Genomic DNA, 21,007 nt, shown 5'->3' on the forward strand with positions numbered 1-21,007 from the left:
GGTATGTAAGGAACAGCAGTCATCGTGAGTAGCAAGCTTCGGGTCGCGACGCGAGGGAGCGCCCTCGCGCGCGCCCAGACGGGCCACGTCGTCGCGGCGCTCGTCGAGGCCACCGGCATCGAGGTCGAGACGGTCATCATCACCTCGGAGGGCGACCGCTCGAAGGAGTCGCTGGCGTCGCTCGGCGGCACCGGCGTCTTCGCCAGCGCCCTGCGCGAGGCGCTCGTCGCCGGCGACTGCGACATGATCGTGCACTCGCTGAAAGACCTGCCGACGGCCCGCTACGACGGGCTCGTGATCGGCGCGGTGCCGCTCCGCGAGGATCCGCGCGACGTGCTCTGCGCCCGCGACGGACTCACCCTCGACGAACTGCCCGAGGGCGCCCGCGTCGGTACGGGGTCGCCCCGCCGGGTGGCCCAGCTGCTGGCGCTCCGGCCCGACCTCACGGTGGTCGACATCCGCGGCAACGTCGACACGCGGCTCGGCCGCGTGCGCGACGGCGATCTCGACGCCGTGGTGCTGGCGTCAGCGGGGCTCACCAGGCTCGATAGGCTAGACGCAGCATCCGAGATCTTCGCCCTCGACCTCTGGCCGACGGCGCCAGGGCAGGGTGCCCTCGCGATCGAGACCCGAGAGGGAGACAGCATTCCCGAGTTGCTCAGCATCGAACACCCGCCGACGCGCACGGCCGTGCTCGCCGAGCGCTCGGTGCTGGCCGCCCTCGAGGCCGGCTGCGCCGCGCCGATCGGCGCCACGGCGACCGTCTCGGGCGACGAGCTGACGCTCGCGGCCACGGTCTACCAGGCCGACGGGGCCGTCGAGCTCGGCTGCGAGCGGTCGGCGCGACTGCTCGGAGACGACATCCACGTGGCGTCGCTGCTCGGCGAGGCCGTGGCGCGACAGCTGCTCGACGACGGCGCGGCCGAGCTCGCACCCGTGGGCCCTTCGGCCGACGGCGGAGCCGACCCCACCACCGCCGCACGCTGGCCGGGCGGCACCGAATGACGGCCTGGGCGCAGCGGCCGCTCGGCGGCTGGCGCATCCTCGTTCCGCGCGGGGGCCCCTGGGGCCACGGCGTCGCGGCCGATCTGCGAGCCGTCGGAGCCAAGCCGATCGTCGCCCCCATGATCAACTTCGCGCCCACCGAGGACGACGAGACCCTGCAGCGGGCGCTGCAGGCGCTCGCGGCCGGGCGCTTCGACTGGCTCACCATGACCAGTGCCACCACGGTCGACGTGCTCACCGCGCACCAGGCCGTCGTGCCGCCGGAGACGCACATCGCGGCGGTCGGCGAGACCACCGCGGCCGCGCTGTCGGCGGCCGGCTACAAGGTCGACCTGGTTCCGCCGGAGGACAACTCGGCGGCCGGTCTGCTGCGCGAGCTCAAGCGCTTCGAGCAGTTCGGGCCCGAGCTCAAGGTGCTGACGCTGCGCAGCGACATCGCCAAGCCGGTGCTCACCGAGGGGCTGATCGCCCGCGGTCACACCGTGGAGTCGGTCGTGGCGTACCGCACGGTCGGCGTCGCCGTCGATCCGCAGATCCGCACCGACGTGGCCGAGGGATCGATCGACGCGATCTTCGTGACCTCGGGGTCGGTGGCCGAGCAGGTGCAGCTGCAGCTCGGGCCGATCCCGTCGTCGACGCTCGTGGCGGCCATCGGTCCGCGCACGGCCGAGGACGCCCGCGCCTACGGGCTGCGGGTCGACGTGATCGCGAAGGGCCGTTCGGCCGAGTCGCTGATCAACGCGGTGATCGAGGTCGCCAAGTCGCGCCGAGCGGCCGACGACGACGACTGATCAGGCGTCACCCGCTCGGTGATCGACCGTGAGGCGCTCGTCCGGCCCGTCCGCCCTCTCAGCGCGGCCAGTCCGGCCGGAACTGCACGCTGATGCGCGGCCCCACCGCCTGCTTCGTCTTGAGGATGGCGTGCTCGTGGGTGCGCTGGCAGCTGCCGCCCATGACGATGAGGTCGCCGTGGCCCACGGGGAACCGCAGCGTCTCACCCACCGCCCGGCCGTTCACGGGCTTCGGCCGCACCGACAGCGTGCGCGCCGCCCCCACCGACACGATCGCCACCATGGTGTCGCGGTCGATGGTGCGCCCCACGCGGTCGCCGTGCCAGGCCACGCTGTCGCCGCCCGTGCGGTAGAAGCACAGCCCGGCCGTCTCGAACACCTGGCCCGGAGGGCGCCCGTAGTGGTCGTTCAGAGCATCCTGCGCGCGCGTCAGCACCAGGTCGGGGTAGAGCGACCCCACCCCGAAGCGCGAGACGAGCCGCGGCACGTCGACCACCCGGTCGTACATCTCGCGCTTGTCGGCCTGCCACGGTACGTCGACCGCGAGCCGCTCGAACAGCGCGTCGGAGTTCGTGACCCAGCCCGGCCGCAGATCGACCCAGGCCCCGTCGCCGAGCATCGTGCGCTCGACCGTGCCTCCCAGCGGCTCGAGCCCGGGGTCGGCGTCGAGGTCGTCGAAGAGCGAGGTCTGGAAGTCGATATTCATGCTGCAACCCTATCCAGATTCGAACATGTGTTCTAGTCGTCCGGCATCGATCCAGCCTGGCCGATCTAAGCTGGAGGTCATGAACTCCGGCTCCTTCCCCGAGATCCGACCGCGCCGGCTGCGCGGCACCCCGGCGCTCCGGCGCCTGGTCGCCGAGACCCGCATCGACCCCGCTCAGCTGGTGCTCCCGCTCTTCGTGCGCGACGACGTCGACGCCCCCGTTCCGCTGAACTCCATGCCCGGTGTGCTGCAGCACACCTTCGACAGCCTGCGCGGCGCGGTCGCCGAGGCGGCCGAGGTCGGGCTCGGCGGCGTGATGCTCTTCGGCGTGCCCGCCGACGCCGACAAGGACGCGGTGGGCACCGCCGCCACCGATCCCGACGGCGTGCTGAACGCCGCCACCCGCATCGCGGTCGAGGAGGCCGGCGACGCCCTCGTCGTGCAGACCGACCTCTGCCTCGACGAGTTCACCGACCACGGCCACTGCGGCGTGCTGGATGCGCGGGGAGCCGTCGACAACGACGCCACCCTCGTGCGCTACCGCGACATGGCCCTCGAGCAGGCCCGCGCCGGCAGCCACCTGCTCGGCCTCTCGGGGATGATGGACGGCCAGGTCGCGGCGGTGCGCGACGCGCTCGACGGCGAGGGCTTCCAGGACGTGGCGATCCTCGCCTACGCCGCCAAGTACGCCTCGGCGTTCTACGGACCGTTCCGCGAGGCCGTCGGCTCGACCCTCCGCGGCGACCGCAAGACGTACCAGCTCGACCCGGCGAACCGCCGCGAGGGTCTGCGCGAGGCCGTGCTCGACGTCGAGGAGGGCGCCGACATCGTCATGGTGAAGCCGGCCCTCAGCTACCTCGACCTCGTGGCCGACGTGTCCGCGACGGTGCCCGTACCCGTCTGGGCGTACCAGGTGTCGGGGGAGTACGCCATGATCGAGGCGGCGGCCGCCAACGGCTGGATCGACCGGGAGCGAGCGATCCTCGAGTCCCTCACGAGCATCCGTCGCGCGGGCGCCGAGGCCGTGCTCACCTACTGGGCGGTCGAGGTCGCCCGAACCCTGAAGGGCCTGTGATGACGAGCGAGATCGACCTGCGCGGCACCGACACGAGCGGGACTGACACGAGCGGCACTGACACGAGCGGCACCACGACCGCGGGCGGCAGCCCGGCAGTCCCCGAGCAGGGCGCCAACGCCCGCGAGTTCGCCCGCGCTCAGCGCTCCATTCCCGGCGGCGTCAACTCCCCGGTGCGGGCCTTCCGCTCGGTCGGCGGCACCCCGCGGTTCATGGTCTCGGCTCAGGGCCCCTACATCACCGACTCCGAGGGCCGGGAGTACGTCGACCTGGTCTGCTCCTGGGGCCCGGCGGTGCTCGGGCACGCGCATCCCGAGGTCGTCAAGGCGGTTCAGGATGCCGCGGCCCGCGGTCTCTCGTTCGGGGCCACCACCCCGCCCGAGACCGACCTCGCGGAGCTCGTGCGCGCCCGCGTCACGGCCGGCGGTGTCGCCCCGATCGAGAAGCTGCGGCTCGTCTCGACCGGCACGGAGGCCACGATGACGGCCATCCGCCTGGCCCGCGGCTTCACCGGCCGCGACGTGCTGATCAAGTTCGCCGGCCACTACCACGGCCACTCCGACCCCCTGCTGGCCGAGGCCGGTTCGGGCCTGGCCACCCTCGCGCTCCCCGCCTCCGCGGGCGTGCCCGCCGCCACTGCCGCGCTCACCATCGTGCTGCCCTACAACGACCTCGACGCCGTGCGCACCGCGTTCGAGGAGTTCGGCCAGCAGATCGCCGCGATCATCGTCGAGGCCGCCCCGGCGAACATGGGCGTCGTGCCTCCGGCGCCCGGGTTCAACGCGGCGCTCGCCGCCACCGCCCACGAGCACGGCGCCCTGCTGATCGTCGACGAGGTGCTCACCGGCTTCCGGGTCGGCTCCGCCGGCTGGTGGGGGCTGGAGAACGCTCCCGCCCCCGACGGCGTGGTCGTGCATCCGTACACCCCCGACCTCGTCACCTTCGGCAAGGTCGTCGGCGGCGGCATGCCGCTCGCCGCGCTCGGCGGCCGGGCCGACGTGATGGACCACCTGGCCCCGCTCGGCCCCGTCTACCAGGCCGGCACGCTCTCGGGCAACCCGATCGCGGTCGCCGCGGGCCTCAGCACCCTCCGCCTCGCCGACGCGGCCGTCTACGAGAAGCTCGACGCGGCGTCGCTGATCATCTCCGACGCCGTCTCGTCGGCTTTCGCCGAGGCCGGCGTCGCGCACAGCCTGCAGCGGGCGGGCAGTCTGTTCAGCTTCACCTTCGGCTCCGACGTCGCTCCGCGCGACTACGCCGACGTGCAGCGCCAGGAGGCGTTCCGCTATGCGCCCTTCTTCCACAGCATGCTCGACGCGGGCGTCTCGCTGCCGCCGTCGGTCTACGAGGCGTGGTTCGTCTCGGCCGCGCATGACGACACCGCGATCGGCCGCATCGTGGATGCCCTGCCCGCCGCAGCCCAGGCGGCCGCCGCCGCGACGCCCGCCTGATGCCCATGACGCTCGCTTCGCCGACACCGATCACGTCCTCATTGCCGACGTTCTCTCGAATCGTTACCGCTTACTCGGGCGAGAGCCTCCCGCTCGCCGGGTCGCCCACGGCAGGATAGAGGCATGGCCGTTCTCTTCGTCCACACCGATCGTCTCGAGATCCGTCTCACGCGAGCCGAGAAGGTGCTGTCGTTCCGCCGCACCGACATCGTGGTGCCGCTCGACAGCATCCGCTCGGCCGCGCTCACCGACGACCCGTGGGTGTGGGTGCGCGGCATCCGGGCGCCCGGAGCCGCCGTGCCGCTGACGCTCGCGGTCGGCACCTGGAAGTTCCACGACGGCAAGGACTTCCTGCTCGTCAAGGGCACCCGCACCTCGGTGGTCATCGACCTCGAGGGCCAGGAGTTCTCGCGCATCATCGTCACGACGTCGCACTCGATCCAGCTGCTGCGCGCGCTGCGGCTGCCGCCGCTCGAGGGCACCGAGGTCATCCAGTAGCAGCGGGCCGCAGCACGGGCCGGTAGCGCGGGCGGGCGCCGGGTTCAGCTCCCGACGGTCACCACCGTGCGGCCGCGCACCTCGCCCGCGAGGATGCGCTCGGCCACGGCCGGCACGTCCTCGAACGCGACCGTGGTCGTGAGCGAGTCGAGCAGCTCCAGGTCGAGCTCCTCGGCGAGGGCCGCCCAGGCGCGCTCGCGCAGTGCCCGCGGGGCCTCGACCGAGTTGGCGCCGGTGAGCGTGACCGAGCGCAGGATGAACGGCAGCACCGTCGTCGGGAGATCCGACCCCTGCGCCAGCCCGCAGGCCACCACCGTGCCGCCGTACCGGGTCTGCGCGAGCACGTTCGCGAGGGTGTGGCTGCCGACACTGTCGACGGCCGCCGCCCACGTCGCCTTCTGCAACGGCCCGCCCTCCTCGGAGAGCGCGGAGCGGTCGATCACGCGGGCCGCCCCGAGCCGGCGGAGGTAGTCGCCCTCCGCCTCCGCGCGCCCGCTGGACGCGACCACCGTGTACTCGCGGCCCGCGAGGAGCGCGATCGCGATCGATCCGACCCCGCCGGCGGCGCCCGTCACGAGCACCTCCCCGTCACCCGGTTCGACCCCCGCGTCGGCCAGGGCCAGCACGGCGAGCATGCTCGTGAAACCGGCGGTGCCGACGGCGGCGGCCTGCTCGGGGGTGAGGCCTGCGGGCAGGGGCAGCAGAGCATCCGCCCGCACCCGTGCGTGCTCGGCCAGCCCGCCGTGCCGCGTCTCGCCGAGACCGTCGCCGTTCAGCAGCACCACGTCTCCCACCGAGAAGGCGGATGCGCGCGACGCCGTGACCCGCCCGACCACGTCGATCCCCGGCACGAGGGGGTAGCGGCGCACGATGCCGGGCTTGCCCATCAGCGCCATGCCGTCCTTGTAGTTGATGCTCGTGGCGAGGACGTCGAGGTCGACGCTGCCCGCCTCGCCCGCGCTCTCCTCGTCGCCGAAGATCTCGCTCAGGTCGCGGTCGACCAGCTCGGCCGCCGCACCCTTCTCGGTCACCAGGTAGGCGCGGGACATGATTCCTCCTCGAATCGAGACGGTCTGATTGGGGCGGACACGGTCAGGAGACGTCGCGCCGCCAGCTCGTGGCGAAGCCGATCAGCGTGGTCACCGCTGCGATGGCGGCGAGCACGAGCCCGCCCTGCCACCACTCCAGTGCGACCCCCGCCGTGCCCGACATCGCGGTGTAGATGCTCGAGCCCACGAGCGCGTCGCTCGCCGACCCCGGCAGGAACTGCCCGATCTGCGCCGACCAGTCGGTGATCGTCGACCCCAGCCGCAGCAGCGGCTCGACGAACTGCGTGAACGCCAGCACGATGACGATCGCCGCGACCTGGCTGGGCACCAGGGTGCCGAGCCCGACGCCGATCGCGGCCCAGAGCGCCATGGCGAGCAGCGAGCGGCCGACGAACGCCCAGGTGCCGGGGTCGCCGAGCAGCGGGTCGATGCCGAAGCCCGCGAGCACGGCCGCCCCGGCACCCATCGAGGCGAGCAGCGCGAGCACCCCGAAGCCGGCGCCGGCGAGGAAGAGCGTGATCAGCTTGCCCGTGAGCACCACCCCCCGGCGCGGGATCGCGAGGAAGGTGGGCGTCAGCGACTGGAAGCGGAACTCGCTCGTGACGGCCAGCGCCCCGAACAGCACCGGGAAGACGTAGCCGACCGAGGTGGCGAAGCTGTAGATCAGCAGCGGGATCTGCGCGTCGGGCAGCACCGGCCCGTTCGTATTGGTGCCGAGCCCGCCGAAGATCGCGCCGAGGCCGCCCGCGCACAGGCCGACGTAGCCGACCATGATGAGCGCGAGCACCCACCACAGTCGGGTGCTGGTGATCTTGGTGGTCTCGGAGCGGACCGCGCGGACGAGACTCACAGCGCCCCCTCCTCTCCGACGAGCGTGAGGAAGCTCTCTTCGAGCCCCGTTCGCTTCTGCGACAGGCCGGTCAGCGGGATGCCCGCGTCGAACGCCAGCCGCCCGATCTCGCCGGCCTCGGCGTTGTCGACGAGCACCCCCGAGCGCAGGTTGGACACGGTGTACCCGGCCCCTCGGATGATCTCGGCCAGTCGGTCGCGGTCAGCGGCGTTCACCTGCACCTGCTTCGTGTCGGAGGTGTCGAGGGTCGACAGCTCGCCGCGGTGCACCAGGGTGCCGTGCGAGATGATGACCACCTCGTCGACGGTCTGAGCCACCTCGCTGAGCAGGTGCGAGCTGATCAGCACGGTGCGGCCTTCGGCGGCCATCGCCCGCAGGAGCAGCCGGATCCACTTGATGCCCTCGGGGTCGAGGCCGTTGATCGGCTCGTCGAGAACGAGCACGCCCGGGTCGCCCAGCAGGGCGAAGGCGAGGCCGAGACGCTGGCGCATGCCGAGGGAGTAGCCGCCCACCCGGCGGTTCGCGTAGCCGGCGAGCCCCACCTTCTCGAGCGCCGCGTCCGGAGCCGTCTTCGGCAGCCCCGCGGCCTGCGCGTACACGGCCAGGTGGTTGCGGGCCGAGCGGCCGGGGTGGAAGCTCGCGGCCTCGAGCGAGGCGCCCACGGTCGACAGCGGCGAGTCGAGCGCGGCGTAGGCGGTGCCGCCGAAGCTCGCGCTACCGGAGCTCGGCTGAACGAGTCCGAGCAGCATGCGCAGGGAGGTGGTCTTGCCGGCGCCGTTCGGGCCGAGGAAGCCCGTGACCTGCCCGGGCTCGACGGTGAAGGTGAGGTCGGAGACCGCTGCCACCTGCCCGAACTTCTTCGTGAGGCCTGAGAATTCGATGGGTACGCCGGTGGGCATGGATGCCTGTCCTGTCGGTGTCCGGATGGGGAACGCGCGGCCGCCACCGCTCATCCAGCCTAGGGTGGCGGCTGCGGCTTGTCACAGGAATCCCGGGAATCTGAGAGAATCCCAGAGACGAAAGGATGCTGTGGATGGCTCCACGGGACGCCGACGCGGCTGAGCGCGAGCTCGAGGACTCCTCCCTCGCCGAGCACATCCGTCGCCGTACCCTCCGCGCCTCCGTCGGTCTCGTCGTCGACAGCGTGTTCTTCTTTTTCGGCACCGTGTCGATCGGCTGGCTCGCCTTCCTGGTGGTGACCGAGTCGTTCGCCCGCGGCTGGCAGCAGCTGTGGTTCCTGCTGGTGTTCTGGGTGGTCGTGGCGTACCTATTGCTCCCGCGGGTGCACAGCATCCTGACCCTGTTCTACGTGCCCGACTACTTCATCGGGCGGGCCCGCACCCGCGAGGGGCTGCTCGGCGACCCGGTGAACGTGGCGCTGCGGGGCAGCGAGGAGCAGATCCACGAGGCGATGATCCGGGCGGGCTGGCACCGCGCTGACGACATGGGGCTCACCTCGGCGCTCCGCACGGTGCGCGGCACGCTGCTGAACCGCAGCTACCCGGGTGCCCCCGTCTCCCGGCTCTACCTCTTCGGCACCGTGCAGGCCTTCACCTATCAGCAGGAGGTCGAGGGCACCCCCTCCAAGCGCCACCACGTGCGGTTCTGGCGCTGCCCCGCGGGCTGGCTGCTGCCCGGCGGGCACGAGGCCGACTGGCTCGCCGCCGGCACCTACGACCGCAGCATCGGCATCTCCTTCTTCACCCTGCAGGTCACGCACCGCATCGACAAGGAGACCGACAAGGAGCGCGACCACATCGTCTCGACGCTGGTCGAGGGCAACCCGGCGGCGTCGATCGAGCTCATCCGCAACTTCTCCACCGGCTACCACCACGTCAACGGCGGGGGCGACGCGATCGTCACCGACGGCGACCTGCCCGTGGTCGACCTGACGGCGGTGCCGCTGCCCACGTCGGAGCAGGCCGAGACCGACGGGCTCCCGCACGCCGAGAAGCCGGTGGCGCCGAGCCCCGCCGCGGTGTTCTCGGAGTCGCCGATCGCCGGCACCGGGCGGCCGGCCTCGATCTACCTCGGGGTGCTGCTGATGGCGGCGCGGGTGGTCGCGGCGCTGATCGCTGTGATCGTCGTGGCGTTCTCGATCGGCGACGGGCAGCTCGACTTCCGCACGCTCACCGGAGCGCTGACGCCGGCCGACTCGGCCTACCTGTCCTCGCTCGTGGCGGCCGTCTTCGTGGCGCTGGCGCTCGTGATCAGCGCGCTGTACTCGGTGCTCGCGTTCCTGATCTACCACGGGCACAACTGGGCGCGCTTCACGGCGATGGGGCTGGGCTCGGCGGCCATCCTGATCACCGCCGTCGACTTCTTCGGCGGCGGGCCGCAGATCACGCTGCAGACGAACCTGGTGGGGCTGTCGTTCGACGTGCTGGTGCTGCTGGCGCTGTCGGGCACGGATGCGCGGCGGTTCTCGCACCGTCGGGCGCTCGACCGGCGCGAGGCCCGCGCGGCGCGGCGCGGTCGCTAGCGGGCTGCTCGGCGGCGGCAGTGGCGGCGGCGGCCGCGGCGCGCCGGCTCAGGTGAGCAGCTGGGTGCCCGGCGGCAGCGAGCCGCCCGCGTAGAGCTCGAGGGCCGACTGCTGGAGGGCCGTCAGCGCCACCCGCTGCGGCCAGGGCCCGTACGAGATGCGGGCGATGCCGAGCTCCTCGTAGCGCTTCGGGGAGAGCGACCCGGGAACGCCGATCACGCTCACCCGGCGCTCGCCGATGCCCTCGACGAGCCGCCCGGCGAGGTCCTCGTCGATCAGGCCCGGCACGAACACGCAAGCGGCCCCCGCGTCGAGGTACGCCCGCCCGCGCTCGATGGCGTCGGCCACCGCGTCGTCGAGCGGCCGGTCGCCGCGCATCAGCAGGGCATCCGTTCTCGCATTGAGCACGAAGCGCACGCCCTCGGCCTCGGCGGCCTTGACCACTTCTGCGACGTTCTCGACCGACTCGATGTGCGGGCGCATGGCGTCCTCGAGGTTCGCACCCACCACGCCGACTCCGATCGCGCGGCGCACCGTCTCGCCCGGGTCGCCGTAGCCGCTCTCGAGGTCGGCGCTGACCGGCAGCGAGGTCGACAGCGCGATGCGGCCGACGGCCTCGATCATCAGGTCGACGGGGATGCGCTCGCCGTCCTCGTAGCCGTAGGAGGCGGCGATGGCGTGGCTGGCCGTGGCGAGCGCCTTCGTCTGGGGGAGGTCGGCGAGCACGAGGGCGCTCGCGACGTCCCAGACGTTGACGACCGTGAGGATCTCGGGGGCGTGGTGCAGTGCGAGCAGCGCGTCGGCGCGGTCGTGCACGAGCTCGTGGCTGGGGTGGGCGACGGTGGGATCGTAGGCGTCGGCGCTGCCGGCGGCGGAGGTGCGCTGCGGGTCGGTCATGGAGCGAGCATACGGCTCGGGCCGGCCCTGGGCACTGACCCCCGCTTTGCGTTCGGCCTAGGTAATCGGGCCCGGAGGGAGCAGAGTGGGGAGTGCGGCACCGGCTGCCGCTCGGAAGGGATCGCGATGCCGAACACCGATGAGACTGCCGGACGGGCGGTTCTCGACGCTCTGGTGCGGCTGCGAGTCGCCGAGGACGAGAAGCGCAAGGTCGTCAAGGTGCAGACCGGCCTCAGCGAGAACGACCAGGAGGCGCTCCGTGTGGTCGTCGACGGCGGGGCGAGCGGCGAGCCCGTCGGGCCCGCGCACCTGGCCAAGGCCCTGGAGATCACGGGCGCCTCGATCACCGTCATGCTGGACCGGCTGGAGAAGCGCGGACTGTTGCGCCGCGCCGCCAGCACGACCGACCGGCGCGCCCTGCTGCTCCGGCCCACAGAGGCGGGGATCGCCCTCTCGGCGGCCGCCAACGCGACCAGCACGGCGAGCGACCGGCTGTTCGACACCCTCCCCGCGGAGAACGCGGCGATCATCACGCAGTTCCTCGAGCGACTGAGCGAGACCGTCGCCCAGCCCCTCGCGCCGGCCGTCTAGGCCCAGTGCCGCGGGAGGTGGAGCGCCTCCGGCACCCGGGTCGCGCGGTCACCGTCGGCCGCCTCGAGCTGCGCCTGGGTGAGGAACAGTGATCCGGACAGGTCGGCGCCCGCCAGTCGCGCGTCTCGGAGATCGGCACCGAGCAGATCGACACCGGCCAGATCGCTGCCGCGCAGGTCGGCAGCGATGAGCGCGGCGCCGCGCAGGTCGGCTCCGCAGAGCGGGGTGTCCCGCAGATCACGGCCGGCCAGGTCGGCAGACGGATGCAGACCGTTTCGTTCGCGCGCTTCCTCCTCGGCGCCGTAGCCGCCCCGCACCTCCTGGCTCACCTCGATCAGCACCCGCCGGACCTCGTCCCGCAGCCGATCGACGTCGGCTGTGAGGATCTCCGCCGGCTCGCCGTCGAGGATCGTCAGGATCGCGTCCCGGATCCCGGCCACTGCTTCGTCCGGGTGCATCGCGCGGTCGGCCGTCTCCGCGAGGTACCAGAGCATCTCGTGCAACTGCCGCACGACGCCGAAGACGCGGAACATCTCGGCCGCGGTGCCGGGGCGCTGCCGCCAGCTGATGCCGGCGTACAGCCGCTTCGACACGGCCTGCCCCGCTCCGAAGCAGTCGAACACGGTGCAACCCCGGAACCCACGGGGCCGGAGGGAGTCGTGGACGGTGCAGGAGAAGTCGTCGGCCAGGTTCAGGCACGGCGTACCGGCGGGCTTGTCGATCGGGAAGTCGGCGGAGCGCTGGAACCCGAAGGCCGTGCAGCAGAGCGCGAAGCAGTCGGAGCAGTCGGCCCGGAGCGCGGCGCGGTCGTCGGTGGAGGGATCAGTCGTGGTCATGGGTGGTCGTTCTTTCGCAGCTGAGGTCGAGTGCGGGCCTGGGTTCAGGGGAGCTCCGCCGGGAGCCCCCCATCCGGGCACACCGAATAACCACTCCTCGTCCGAGAAGCGAACGGATGTCGCTGAAGGGCCTCTGGGTCGCAGAGAGAAAGAACGTGTCACTGCCCCCAAGGATACCGGCGGACCCGCTCAGACGTTCGGGCTCCGGGGCGGGCGGCGGCTGCGCGACGTCGCCAGCGTGAAGCCCGCCCAGAACGCCAGGGCGGCCAGTCCGAGGGCGACGGCCACCGCTCCCGCGATCGAGCCCCAGCCGACGATGATCGCGCCGGTCGGGCTGAACACCGTCGCCGACAGGGGCGCGTACGCGAACCAGCCGAACGACGCGGACTGCGGCGTCGAGACAAGGATCCCTACGAGCCCCGCCGCCATCACCGCGACGGCGAGCAGCGGAACGAGGACCGTGGAGACGAGACGCCGCATGCCACCACGCTAGCCTGCGCGGCGTGCCCTCCGATCAGACGGGAGAGAGCGCGGAGTCGGGGGCGTGCGCCGCGCAGTGCAGCGGGGGGTGCTCGGCGCAGGCGACGAGCTGCTCGCGGCACGACGGGTCGGCGCAGTTGCGCAGGGTCGACGTGGGAGCCTCGCAGACGATGCAGCGGGCGATCGGGGCCGGGTCGCGGCCGAAGCTGAGCGAGCCGCGCCCGTCGAAGACGTAGAGCGCTCCCTTCCAGAAGCCGCGATCGCCGAAGGCCTCGGCGTAGCGCACGATGCCGCCGTCGAGCTGGTAGACCTCGCCGAAGCCGCGCGCGGTCATCAGCGCCGACAGCACCTCGCAGCGGATGCCCCCGGTGCAGTACGTCACGACCGGCTTGTCCTTCAGGTGGTCGTACTTGCCGCTGTCGAGCTCGGCCACGAAGTCACGCGTGGTCGCCACCTCGGGAACCACCGCACCTTCGAATCGGCCGATCGCGGCCTCGAACGCGTTGCGCCCGTCGAAGAACACGACCTCCTCGCCCGCCGCCCGCTTGGCCTCGACCAGCTCGTGCAGGGCCTCGGGCGCGAGGTGCGTGCCGCCGCCGACCACACCGCCGGCGTCGACCGTCAGCTCGCCGGGGGCGCCGAAGCTCACGATCTCGTCGCGCACCTTCACGCTCAGCCGCGGGAAGTCGGTGCTCGCCCGATACACGGTGTGCTTGGATGCGCGGCCCTCCTCGAGCCCCGTGCCCTCGCTCCACTTCACGTCCAGTGCCGCGAACGGCGCGAACTCCCGCGTCTTCCGCACGTAGCGCTTCACGGCGTCGAGCTCGCCGCCGAGCGTTCCGTTGATGCCGTCTTTCGAGATCAGGATGCGCCCCCGCAGCCCGAGCGACTCGGCCAGATCGCGCTGCCACAGCCGCACAGCGTCAGGATCGGGCACCGGCGCGAAGACGTAGTAGAGGATGATCTTCGGCACGGGCATCCGCTGATTTTAGTCGTCGGGGCTGGATGGCGGGCCTCTCGGCGCCCCTGGTGCTTGTAGGACTCCACAGCGGTGGCGCCGAACGGGCGCACGATGTCTACGATCGCTGGGTGCACTTCTTCTTCCGGACGCTCCTCGGCATGTTCAGCGCGCGCTTCCGTTCCCCGCTCGGCATCTGGGACGTCGGGAGCCGGCCGTTCCGGGTGCTGCCGACCGACCTCGACGTGCTGCGGCACATGAACAACGGCGTCTACTTCTCGCTGCTCGACATCGCCCGCCTCGACCTGCTCACGCGCAGCGGCCTCTGGCCCGAGCTGCAGCGGCGCGGGTGGTACCCGGTCGTGGTGGCCGAGACGATGAGCTTCCGGCGCTCGCTCGAGCTGGGGCAGCGGTTCGAGATCGAGACGCGGATGCTCGGGTTCGACGAGCGCTCGCTCTACGTGGAGCAGCGGTTCGTGGTGAAGGGCGAGGTGTACGCGCGGGCGTTCATCCGGGCGCGGCTGCTGAAGCGGTCCGGCGGCATCGTGACGGTGCCCGAGGTGATGGAGCTGCCCGGGGTCGGCGCGGCGCCCTCGGACGGGCGGATGCCCTCGTGGATCGCAGGCTGGGCGGCCGGCACCCAGCTGCCCTCGACGAAGGTGCCCACCCGCAGCGACTGGCGCTGAGTCAGGCGGTGGCTTTCCAGTAGCCGTTCAGGGCGACACGGGTGGCGGGGAGGCCGAGGTCTTTGCGGAGGTGCTGGCGGAGGGGGACGAGGGCGGCGGCCTCGCCCGCGCCGAAGACGAAGGCGCCCTCGTCGAGGGGGCCGAGGCCGCGGAGTGCCGCGAGGAGCTGGCCGTCGCCGTGCTCGCGGAGGAGCCAGAGGATGTCGGCGCGCATCCGGAGCTCGTCGGGGAAGTAGCTGCGGGCGCGGGCGTCGGTGACCTCGAGGAGCACGGAGATCGGGGTTTTGGCGGGCAGCTGCTCGAGCCAGCGGGCGATGGCGGGGAGGGCCGATTCGTCGCCGAGGAGGAGCACCGTGGTCGCGTCGGCGGGGAGGGCCTTGGAGACGCGGGGGCCACCGACCACGAGTGGGTCGCCCGGGCGGGCGGTGGCGGCCCAGGTGGAGGCGACGCCGGCACCGTGCAGGAGGATGTCGACGTCGAGCTCGGCGGAACGGGCCTCCGTTGCGGGGTGGTCGAAGGTGGCCGGGCGGGTCCGGGTGGCGGGGCGGAAGGCGCGCGGGGTGTAGTCGCGGGCGAGCACCTCTGCGCGCGGGGTCTCGAGATCGGCGCCGGGGACGTGGGGGCTCGGCACCGTGATCTCGCCGGTCGCCGGGTCGGGGAAGAAGACCTTCACGTGGTCGTCGGGGCCGGTGGCGGGGAAGCCGTCCAGGTCGTCGCCGGTGAGGGTGACGCGGGCGAAGACGGGGGTGATGCGGGCCACGCCGGCGACCGTGAGGTGGCGGAGGGCGGGGAGGTGATGGGTGGTGGGGCGGTCGAAGGGGGCGGGCATCCGGAATCTGCTTCGTCTCGGTCTTCGCGGGAGGTGCCGGTCGTCGCCAGGAGGGCGGGGGTCGGCGGAGGGTGGGGTCGCTAGAGGGTGTCGTCGAGCACGGCCATCGCCGCGCTGTGGCCGCCGAGGCCCGAGACGCCGCCGCCGCGACGCGTGCCGGCGCCGCAGAGCAGGATGCGCGCGTGACCGGTCGCGACTCCCCAGCGTTCGGCGGCGGTGCTGCGCGGCGCGTCGTCGGGGAGGAACGGCCAGCTCAACGGCCCGTGGAAGATGTGTCCGCCGGGGAGTCCGAGCGCGTGCTCGAGGTCGGCGGTGGTCTTGGTCTCGATGCAGGGGCGTCCGGCGGCGTCGGTGAGCAGCAGGGGTTCGATGGGCTCGGCGAGCACGCTGTTCAGGGAGGCGAGCACGGCGTCCTGCAGCTCGTCGCGGGAGGCGCCGAGGCGGCGCGGGGTGTGCAGGGCGAAGACGGTGAGGGTCTGCGCGCCCTGATCCTGCAGCTCGGGCGACAGGATGCTCGGATCGGTGAGCGAGTGGCAGTAGATCTCGGCGGGAACCGGGGTCGGGATGCGGCCGGTCCCGGCGTCCCGCACGGCCTGCTCGAGCTGGGACTCGAGCTCGTTGATGTGGAAGGTGCCGCCGAAGGCCGCCTCGGGGGAGACCGCCGTGTCGCGGAGGCGGGGCAGGCGGCGGAGGAGGAGGTTGACTTTGGTCTGGGCGCCTTCGGGCTCAGGGGTCGGGGTGGACTCGTCGCCAGGGAGGAGGCGGGCCAGGAGCGACGGGGCGACGTTGACCAGGACGTGGTCGCCGTGCACGTCCGTCGCGCTGGTGTCGGTGTCGCCAGCGCTGCGGTCGCGGCCGGTGGTGCGGTAGCGGACGGTGCCGTCGGGCGAGATCGCCGTCACCTCGGCGCCCGTGCGGAACTCGACGCCGGCCTCGCGGGCCACCCGTTCGAGCTCGCCCGTCACCGCGCCCATGCCGCCGACGGGCACGTCCCAGTCGCCGGTTCCGCCGCCGATCACGTGGTAGAGGAAGCAGATGTTCTGCTGCAGCGAGGGGTCGTCGAGCGAGGCGAAGGTGCCGATCAGGCCGTCGGTCGCCACGACGCCCCGCGCCAGGTCGTTCTCGAAGCGGGCGCGCAGGGTGCGGCCGAGCGGATGCGCGAACAGCTCGTTCCACAGGACGTCGTCCCCGAGCATCCGGCCCACCTCGGACTCGGTGGGCAGCGGGCCGGTCATCGTCGGCCAGACGGCCGCGGCCACGCGGGCGAGGTCGGCGGTCAGGGTGTCGAAGGCGTCGGCGTCGTGTTCGGCGCCGAGGGCGGCGAAGGACGCCCGGGTGGCGGCCGGGTCGTGGTTGTCGATGAGGAGGCCGCGGTCGGACCCGGGTTCGGGTGTGTAGGAGGAGTAGCGGCGGCGGATCAGCGCGAGGTCGAGCCCCAGATCGTCGATGATCGAGCGGGGGAGCAGGCTGACGAGGTAGGAGTACCGGCTCAGGCGGGCATCCATGCCCTCGAAGGCATACGCCGAGACGGCGGCGCCACCGAGCACGTCGTTCTTCTCGAGCACGCACACGCTTCGGCCAGCTCGGGCCAGGTACGCGGCCGCGACGAGGCCGTTGTGTCCTCCACCGACGACCACGACGTCGAAGTTCTGCACAGCTGGCATGCCCTGAGCCTAACGGCGGCACCCGCGATCTATCCTCGGAGCATGACCGAGCTGCACTCCCACCCGTCCCAGCCCGCTCCGGGCGAGCCTTCGGACGACGGGACGGGCTCGGGTGCGTGTGCTGCCTCCGTGGGTGCTGCAGACGTGGCGGGCGCTGGGGGTGCGGTGGCGGGCGACTCTGCGGGGGTCGACGCGTCGGTGCCGCTGGCCGAGGCCGCGGTGGCGTTGGCCCGGCGGTGGGTCGACGAGAGCGTTGGGGCGCCGGTCGATCCGGCGGCGGCTCGGCTCGCGGGAGTGCTGAAAGATCCCGACGGGCTGGGGTTCACCGTGGGGTTCGTCGACGGGGTGGCCCGGCCAGAAGACCTGACGGTGGCCGCGAAGAACCTGAAGCGGCTGGCCGATCGCGTGCCGCACTTCCTGCCGCCGGCACTGCGGGCGGCCGTCGTCACCGGCGGCGCGGTCGGCGAGGTGCTGCCCCAGGCGGTGGTGCCGGTCGCGCGGCGGGTGCTGCGCGCGATGGTCGGGCACCTGATCGTCGACTCCCGTCCCTCGAAGTTCGGGCCCGCGGTGAAGAAGCTGCGCGAGGCCGGCGACGGGGCCGTGCGGCTGAACATCAATCTCCTCGGCGAGGCCGTGCTCGGAGACCGCGAGGCGGAGAACCGGCTGAACGGCACCAAGAGGCTGCTGCAGCGGCCCGACGTCGACTACGTCTCGGTGAAGGTCTCGTCGGTCGCGGCCCAGCTGTCGATGTGGGCGTTCGACGAGACGGTCGAGCGCGTCGCCCAGACCCTCATCCCGCTCTACCGCATCGCCGCCAAGAAGAGCCCGCTCGGGCTCGAGGCGCCGGGCGGGCATCCGGATCGCACCTTCATCAACCTCGACATGGAGGAGTACCGCGACCTCGATCTGACGATCGCGGTCTTCCAGCGCATCCTCGACGAGCCCGACTTCCTCGACCTCGAGGCCGGCATCGTGCTGCAGGCCTACCTGCCGGATGCGCTGCCCGCCCTCCAGCGCCTGCACGAGTGGGCCGCCGAACGCCGCAGCCGCGGTGGGGCGCCGATCAAGGTGAGGGTCGTCAAGGGTGCGAACCTGGCGATGGAGCACGTCGACGCGGTGCTGCACGGCTGGCCCCAGGCCACCTACGACTCGAAGCAGCAGACCGACACCAACTACAAGCGGGTGCTCGACTGGGCTCTCCGCCCCGAGCACGTCGACGCCGTGCGCATCGGCGTGGCCGGCCACAACCTGTTCGACCTGGCCTGGGCCTGGCTGCTCGCCGAGCGGCGCGGGGTGACCGATGCGGTGGACGTCGAGATGCTGCTCGGCATGGCGACCGGCCAGGCCGAGGCCGTGCACAAGACCGTCGGCTCGCTGCTGCTCTACACGCCCGTCGTCGCGCCGAAGGAGTTCGACGTGGCCATCGGCTACCTCGTGCGGCGCCTCGAGGAGAACGCGTCCGACGAGAACTTCATGTCGTCGCTGTTCGAGCTCGCGTCCACCCCCTCGGCCTTCGACAAGGAGCGCGACCGCTTCCTCGCCTCGCTCGAGGCCCTCGAGGCCGAGCTGGAGTCGAACGGTGCGCCGGCCCAGGACGGCGATGCGCCACAGCGAGCGGTGGCCGATTCCGATGTGGAGGAGGCGGACAGCGAGTTGCAGCCGTTGGACGCCAGCGCGGATGAGGGCGCTTCGGGCGGCGAGCCGGAACTGCCGGAGCTGTCGGAGCTGGAGCGGGAGGCCAAGGAGGCTCTTCGCGTTGCGCTGGCGGAGCTGGAGGCCGAGCAGGCACGCCAGGTGTCGCTCGCCGAGCTGCGGGCGGAGACGGCCGCGATCGATCTCGATGCCGAGAGCGGCGAGGACGCGTCGGAGTCGGCCTCGGAGATCTCGCCGAGTGATGGCGGCCCGAGTCCGTCCGGCACGGTCGCAGCAGACGGCCCGGTGGGCGAACGTTCACCGGCTGGTGGGCCGGGGTCCGGGTCGATCGGTGCGGTGGGTGGGGCGGAGTCCGGATCGTACGGCTCGGCTGGTGCCGGGGGATCGGGAGCTGTCGGTGCGGCGGGCGCGGACGTGGGGCCGCGGCGCACGCAGAACCGGCTGACGGGCGATCTGGAGCCGGCGGCGGCGGAGTTCCGGAACACCCCGGACACCGACACGTCGCTCGCCGCGAACCGGGCCTGGGGGGCGCGGATCCTCGCGCGGGTGGCGGGGTCGACGCTCGGGGTCGACACGATCGAGTCCGCGCGGGTCGACGACGAGGTGCAGCTCGACGGGATCGTCGCCGCCGCGGTCGCCGCCGGGGAACGGTGGGGAGCCCGGAGTGCCGCCGAGCGCGCCCGGTACATCCGCCGGGCCGGCTACGCCCTCGAGGCGAACCGCGACCGTCTGATCGAGGTGATGGCGGCCGAGACGGGCAAGACCATCGACCAGGCCGACCCCGAGGTGAGCGAGGCGATCGACTTCGCCGGGTACTACGCGCACACGGCCCTCGAGCTCGACACCGTCGACGGCGCGGTCTTCGTGCCGTCGCGGCTGACGGTGGTGGTGCCGCCGTGGAACTTCCCCGTCGCCATCCCGGCCGGGGGAGTGCTGGCGGCGCTCGCCGCCGGAAGCGCCGTGATCGTCAAGCCGGCCCCGCAGGCGCGGCGGTCGGCGGCGGTCATGGTCGAGGCGCTCTGGGAGTCGGGCATCCCGCGCGAGCTCCTCACCCTGGTCGACGTCGACGAGGGCGACCTCGGGCGGCAGCTGATGTCCGACGAGCGGGTCGACCGGCTCATCCTGACCGGCTCCTACGACACCGCGGCCCTGTTCCGGTCGTGGCGCCCCACCCTCCCGCTGCTCGCCGAGACGAGCGGCAAGAACGCCATCGTCGTGACCCCGAGCGCCGACCTCGACCTCGCCGTCTCCGACCTGGTGTCGAGCGCCTTCGGGCACGCCGGGCAGAAGTGCTCGGCTGCGAGCGTCGTCATCCTGGTCGGCTCGGTGGCGCGCTCGGAGCGCTTCCGCCGGCAGCTGATCGATGCGGTGACCTCGCTCAAGGTCGGCTACCCGTCCGACCCCGAGAGCCGCATGGGGCCGCTGATCGAGCCGGCGAGCGGCAAGCTCGCCGAGGCGCTGACGACACTCGGATCGGGCGAGCGCTGGCTCGTCGAGCCGAAGCAGCTCGACGGCAGCGGGCGACTCTGGTCGCCGGGAGTACGCGAGGGCGTCATGCCGGGCACGGCCTTCCATCTCACCGAGTACTTCGGACCGGTGGTGGGGATCATGCACGCCACGAGCCTCGAGCAGGCGATCGAGCTGCAGAACGCTGTTCCCTACGGCCTGACCGCGGGGCTGCACTCGCTCGACTCCGACGAGGTGCGGCAGTGGCTCGCGAAGGTCGAGGCGGGCAACCTCTACGTCAACCGCGGCACCACGGGCGCGATCGTGCGTCGGCAGCCGTTCGGCGGCTGGAAGAAGTCGTCGGTCGGAGCGGGCGCCAAGGCCGGCGGCCCGAACTACCTCGTGCACCTCGGCACGTGGCGCACCCAGCCGGGCGAGCAGGGCGAGGGGCCGAACCTCGCCGGGCTCTCGCCGGCGGTGGTGCAGCTGCTCGAGTCGGCGACCGGCGGGCTCGACTGGGAGGACTTCGACGCCGCCCGCCGCGGAGCCAAGAGCGACCAGGCCGCCTTCGGCTCCTTCTTCCGGCCGAGCGATCCCTCCGCGCTCGTGGTCGAGCGGAACGTGCTGCGGTACCTGCCGGTGCCCGTCGCGATCCGGCTGTCGGAGGGCCGGCCGCTGCACGAGCTCGTGCGGGTGCTCGCCGCCGCGACGCTCGCCGGGTCGACGGTGTCGGTCAGTTCGGCGAGCAAGCTGCCGAGGCCGCTCCGGGTGCTGATGAAGGAGCGGGGCGTGAAGGTCGTCATCGAGAAGGACGCCGCCTGGCTGAAGCGGGCGCCGCAGTTCGTGGGGGAGGTGCCGCGCATCCGTCTCATCGGCGGTGACGCCGGGGCGCTCGCCGTGGCCCTCGACGGCTCGCCCGAGCTGGCGGTGCACGCGGGCGAGGTCACCCGCGCCGGCCGCCTCGAGCTGCTCCCGTTCCTGCGTGAGCAGGCGGTCTCGGCGACGGCGCACCGCTTCGGCAACCCCACCCCGCTGCTCGACGGAATCCTCTAGCCCCGGC

General features: G+C 72.5%; 19 protein-coding genes. 9 read left to right on the top strand and 10 right to left on the bottom strand.

Translation table 11 applies throughout. The annotated features are described in order from the left end of the window. Positions 1 to 24 precede the first annotated feature (24 nt). Complete coding sequence (gene hemC, locus BJ984_RS04085; protein ID WP_179546939.1) at positions 25 to 1,005, top strand: hydroxymethylbilane synthase; 981 nt, start codon at positions 25 to 27, stop codon at positions 1,003 to 1,005. Next, positions 1,002 to 1,796 (top strand): uroporphyrinogen-III synthase, encoded by a 795-nt coding sequence (locus BJ984_RS04090; RefSeq protein WP_179546940.1) that lies wholly within the window; start codon positions 1,002 to 1,004, stop codon positions 1,794 to 1,796. Before hemC ends, BJ984_RS04090 begins: the two co-directional genes overlap by 4 nt. A 58-nt stretch (positions 1,797 to 1,854) precedes the next feature. On the opposite strand, the gene BJ984_RS04095 is transcribed toward BJ984_RS04090, so the two are convergent. Then, positions 1,855 to 2,502: an alpha-ketoglutarate-dependent dioxygenase AlkB gene (locus tag BJ984_RS04095; RefSeq protein ID WP_179546941.1), complete on the bottom strand. Its 648-nt coding sequence runs from the start codon at positions 2,500 to 2,502 to the stop codon at positions 1,855 to 1,857. 79 nt (positions 2,503 to 2,581) lie between these two features. Here BJ984_RS04095 and hemB point away from each other — a divergent pair, with 79 nt between their 5' ends. From hemB to BJ984_RS04110, 3 genes are all read left to right on the top strand, one after another. Beyond that, on the top strand, positions 2,582 to 3,577 hold the full coding sequence (gene hemB, locus BJ984_RS04100; protein WP_179546942.1) for a porphobilinogen synthase: 996 nt from the start codon (positions 2,582 to 2,584) through the stop codon (positions 3,575 to 3,577). Continuing rightward, complete coding sequence (hemL, locus tag BJ984_RS04105; RefSeq protein ID WP_179546943.1) at positions 3,577 to 5,028, top strand: glutamate-1-semialdehyde 2,1-aminomutase; 1,452 nt, start codon at positions 3,577 to 3,579, stop codon at positions 5,026 to 5,028. Before hemB ends, hemL begins: the two co-directional genes overlap by 1 nt. Positions 5,029 to 5,151: 123 nt before the next feature. Next, a complete protein-coding gene (locus BJ984_RS04110; RefSeq protein ID WP_173182048.1) occupies positions 5,152 to 5,526 on the top strand; it encodes a hypothetical protein in 375 nt (124 codons plus the stop codon). 44 nt (positions 5,527 to 5,570) lie between these two features. Here BJ984_RS04110 and BJ984_RS04115 read toward each other — a convergent pair whose 3' ends face one another. The 3 genes from BJ984_RS04115 to BJ984_RS04125 are packed head-to-tail and all read right to left on the bottom strand — an operon-like array spanning position 5,571 to position 8,324. Continuing rightward, positions 5,571 to 6,575, bottom strand: a complete 1,005-nt coding sequence (locus BJ984_RS04115; protein WP_179546944.1) for an MDR family oxidoreductase — start codon at positions 6,573 to 6,575, stop codon at positions 5,571 to 5,573. A 43-nt stretch (positions 6,576 to 6,618) separates the two neighbouring features. Continuing rightward, the gene (locus tag BJ984_RS04120) at positions 6,619 to 7,425 is read right to left on the bottom strand and encodes an ABC transporter permease (protein ID WP_179546945.1); all 807 of its coding nucleotides are present in this window, start codon (positions 7,423 to 7,425) and stop codon (positions 6,619 to 6,621) included. After that, the gene (locus BJ984_RS04125) at positions 7,422 to 8,324 is read right to left on the bottom strand and encodes an ATP-binding cassette domain-containing protein (protein ID WP_179546946.1); all 903 of its coding nucleotides are present in this window, start codon (positions 8,322 to 8,324) and stop codon (positions 7,422 to 7,424) included. Before BJ984_RS04125 ends, BJ984_RS04120 begins: the two co-directional genes overlap by 4 nt. A 134-nt stretch (positions 8,325 to 8,458) precedes the next feature. Here BJ984_RS04125 and BJ984_RS04130 point away from each other — a divergent pair, with 134 nt between their 5' ends. Next, positions 8,459 to 9,907 carry an LssY C-terminal domain-containing protein gene (locus BJ984_RS04130; protein WP_179546947.1) on the top strand — a complete coding sequence of 483 codons (1,449 nt, stop codon included), beginning with the start codon at positions 8,459 to 8,461 and terminating at the stop codon, positions 9,905 to 9,907. 48 nt (positions 9,908 to 9,955) lie between these two features. On the opposite strand, the gene BJ984_RS04135 is transcribed toward BJ984_RS04130, so the two are convergent. Next, positions 9,956 to 10,804, bottom strand: a complete 849-nt coding sequence (locus BJ984_RS04135) for an isocitrate lyase/PEP mutase family protein (RefSeq protein WP_179546948.1) — start codon at positions 10,802 to 10,804, stop codon at positions 9,956 to 9,958. A gap of 126 nt (positions 10,805 to 10,930) precedes the next feature. On the opposite strand from BJ984_RS04135, the gene BJ984_RS04140 reads away from it, so the two are divergent. Then, the gene (locus BJ984_RS04140; RefSeq protein ID WP_179546949.1) at positions 10,931 to 11,395 is read left to right on the top strand and encodes a MarR family winged helix-turn-helix transcriptional regulator; all 465 of its coding nucleotides are present in this window, start codon (positions 10,931 to 10,933) and stop codon (positions 11,393 to 11,395) included. Here the strand turns inward: BJ984_RS04140 and BJ984_RS04145 are convergent. The 3 genes from BJ984_RS04145 to trhO all read right to left on the bottom strand — a co-directional run bounded on the left by BJ984_RS04145 (position 11,392) and on the right by trhO (position 13,690). Beyond that, positions 11,392 to 12,231, bottom strand: a complete 840-nt coding sequence (locus BJ984_RS04145; RefSeq protein WP_179546950.1) for a pentapeptide repeat-containing protein — start codon at positions 12,229 to 12,231, stop codon at positions 11,392 to 11,394. The two genes, BJ984_RS04140 and BJ984_RS04145, sit on opposite strands and share 4 nt — an antisense overlap. Positions 12,232 to 12,420: 189 nt before the next feature. Beyond that, positions 12,421 to 12,711, bottom strand: a complete 291-nt coding sequence (locus BJ984_RS04150) for a hypothetical protein (RefSeq protein WP_179546951.1) — start codon at positions 12,709 to 12,711, stop codon at positions 12,421 to 12,423. Between the two features lie 34 nt (positions 12,712 to 12,745). Then, the gene (trhO, locus tag BJ984_RS04155) at positions 12,746 to 13,690 is read right to left on the bottom strand and encodes an oxygen-dependent tRNA uridine(34) hydroxylase TrhO (protein WP_179546952.1); all 945 of its coding nucleotides are present in this window, start codon (positions 13,688 to 13,690) and stop codon (positions 12,746 to 12,748) included. Positions 13,691 to 13,800: 110 nt separating this feature from the next. Between trhO and BJ984_RS04160 the strand changes: the two genes are divergently transcribed. After that, positions 13,801 to 14,355, top strand: a complete 555-nt coding sequence (locus BJ984_RS04160; protein ID WP_271206391.1) for an acyl-CoA thioesterase — start codon at positions 13,801 to 13,803, stop codon at positions 14,353 to 14,355. A 1-nt stretch (position 14,356) separates the two neighbouring features. Here the strand turns inward: BJ984_RS04160 and BJ984_RS04165 are convergent, their stop codons facing one another. Together BJ984_RS04165 and BJ984_RS04170 are read right to left on the bottom strand one after the other, a co-directional pair. Further along, on the bottom strand, positions 14,357 to 15,184 hold the full coding sequence (locus BJ984_RS04165) for a siderophore-interacting protein (protein WP_179546954.1): 828 nt from the start codon (positions 15,182 to 15,184) through the stop codon (positions 14,357 to 14,359). An 80-nt stretch (positions 15,185 to 15,264) separates the two neighbouring features. After that, entirely contained in the window at positions 15,265 to 16,848 is a 1,584-nt protein-coding gene (locus tag BJ984_RS04170; protein ID WP_179546955.1) for a phytoene desaturase family protein, read from the bottom strand. A 42-nt stretch (positions 16,849 to 16,890) separates the two neighbouring features. Between BJ984_RS04170 and BJ984_RS18530 the strand changes: the two genes are divergently transcribed. After that, on the top strand, positions 16,891 to 21,000 hold the full coding sequence (locus BJ984_RS18530) for a proline dehydrogenase family protein (RefSeq protein WP_246306428.1): 4,110 nt from the start codon (positions 16,891 to 16,893) through the stop codon (positions 20,998 to 21,000). Positions 21,001 to 21,007: the final 7 nt, after the last annotated feature.

This window comes from Herbiconiux flava (genome assembly GCF_013409865.1).
Classification (GTDB): Bacteria; Actinomycetota; Actinomycetes; order Actinomycetales; family Microbacteriaceae; genus Herbiconiux; species Herbiconiux flava.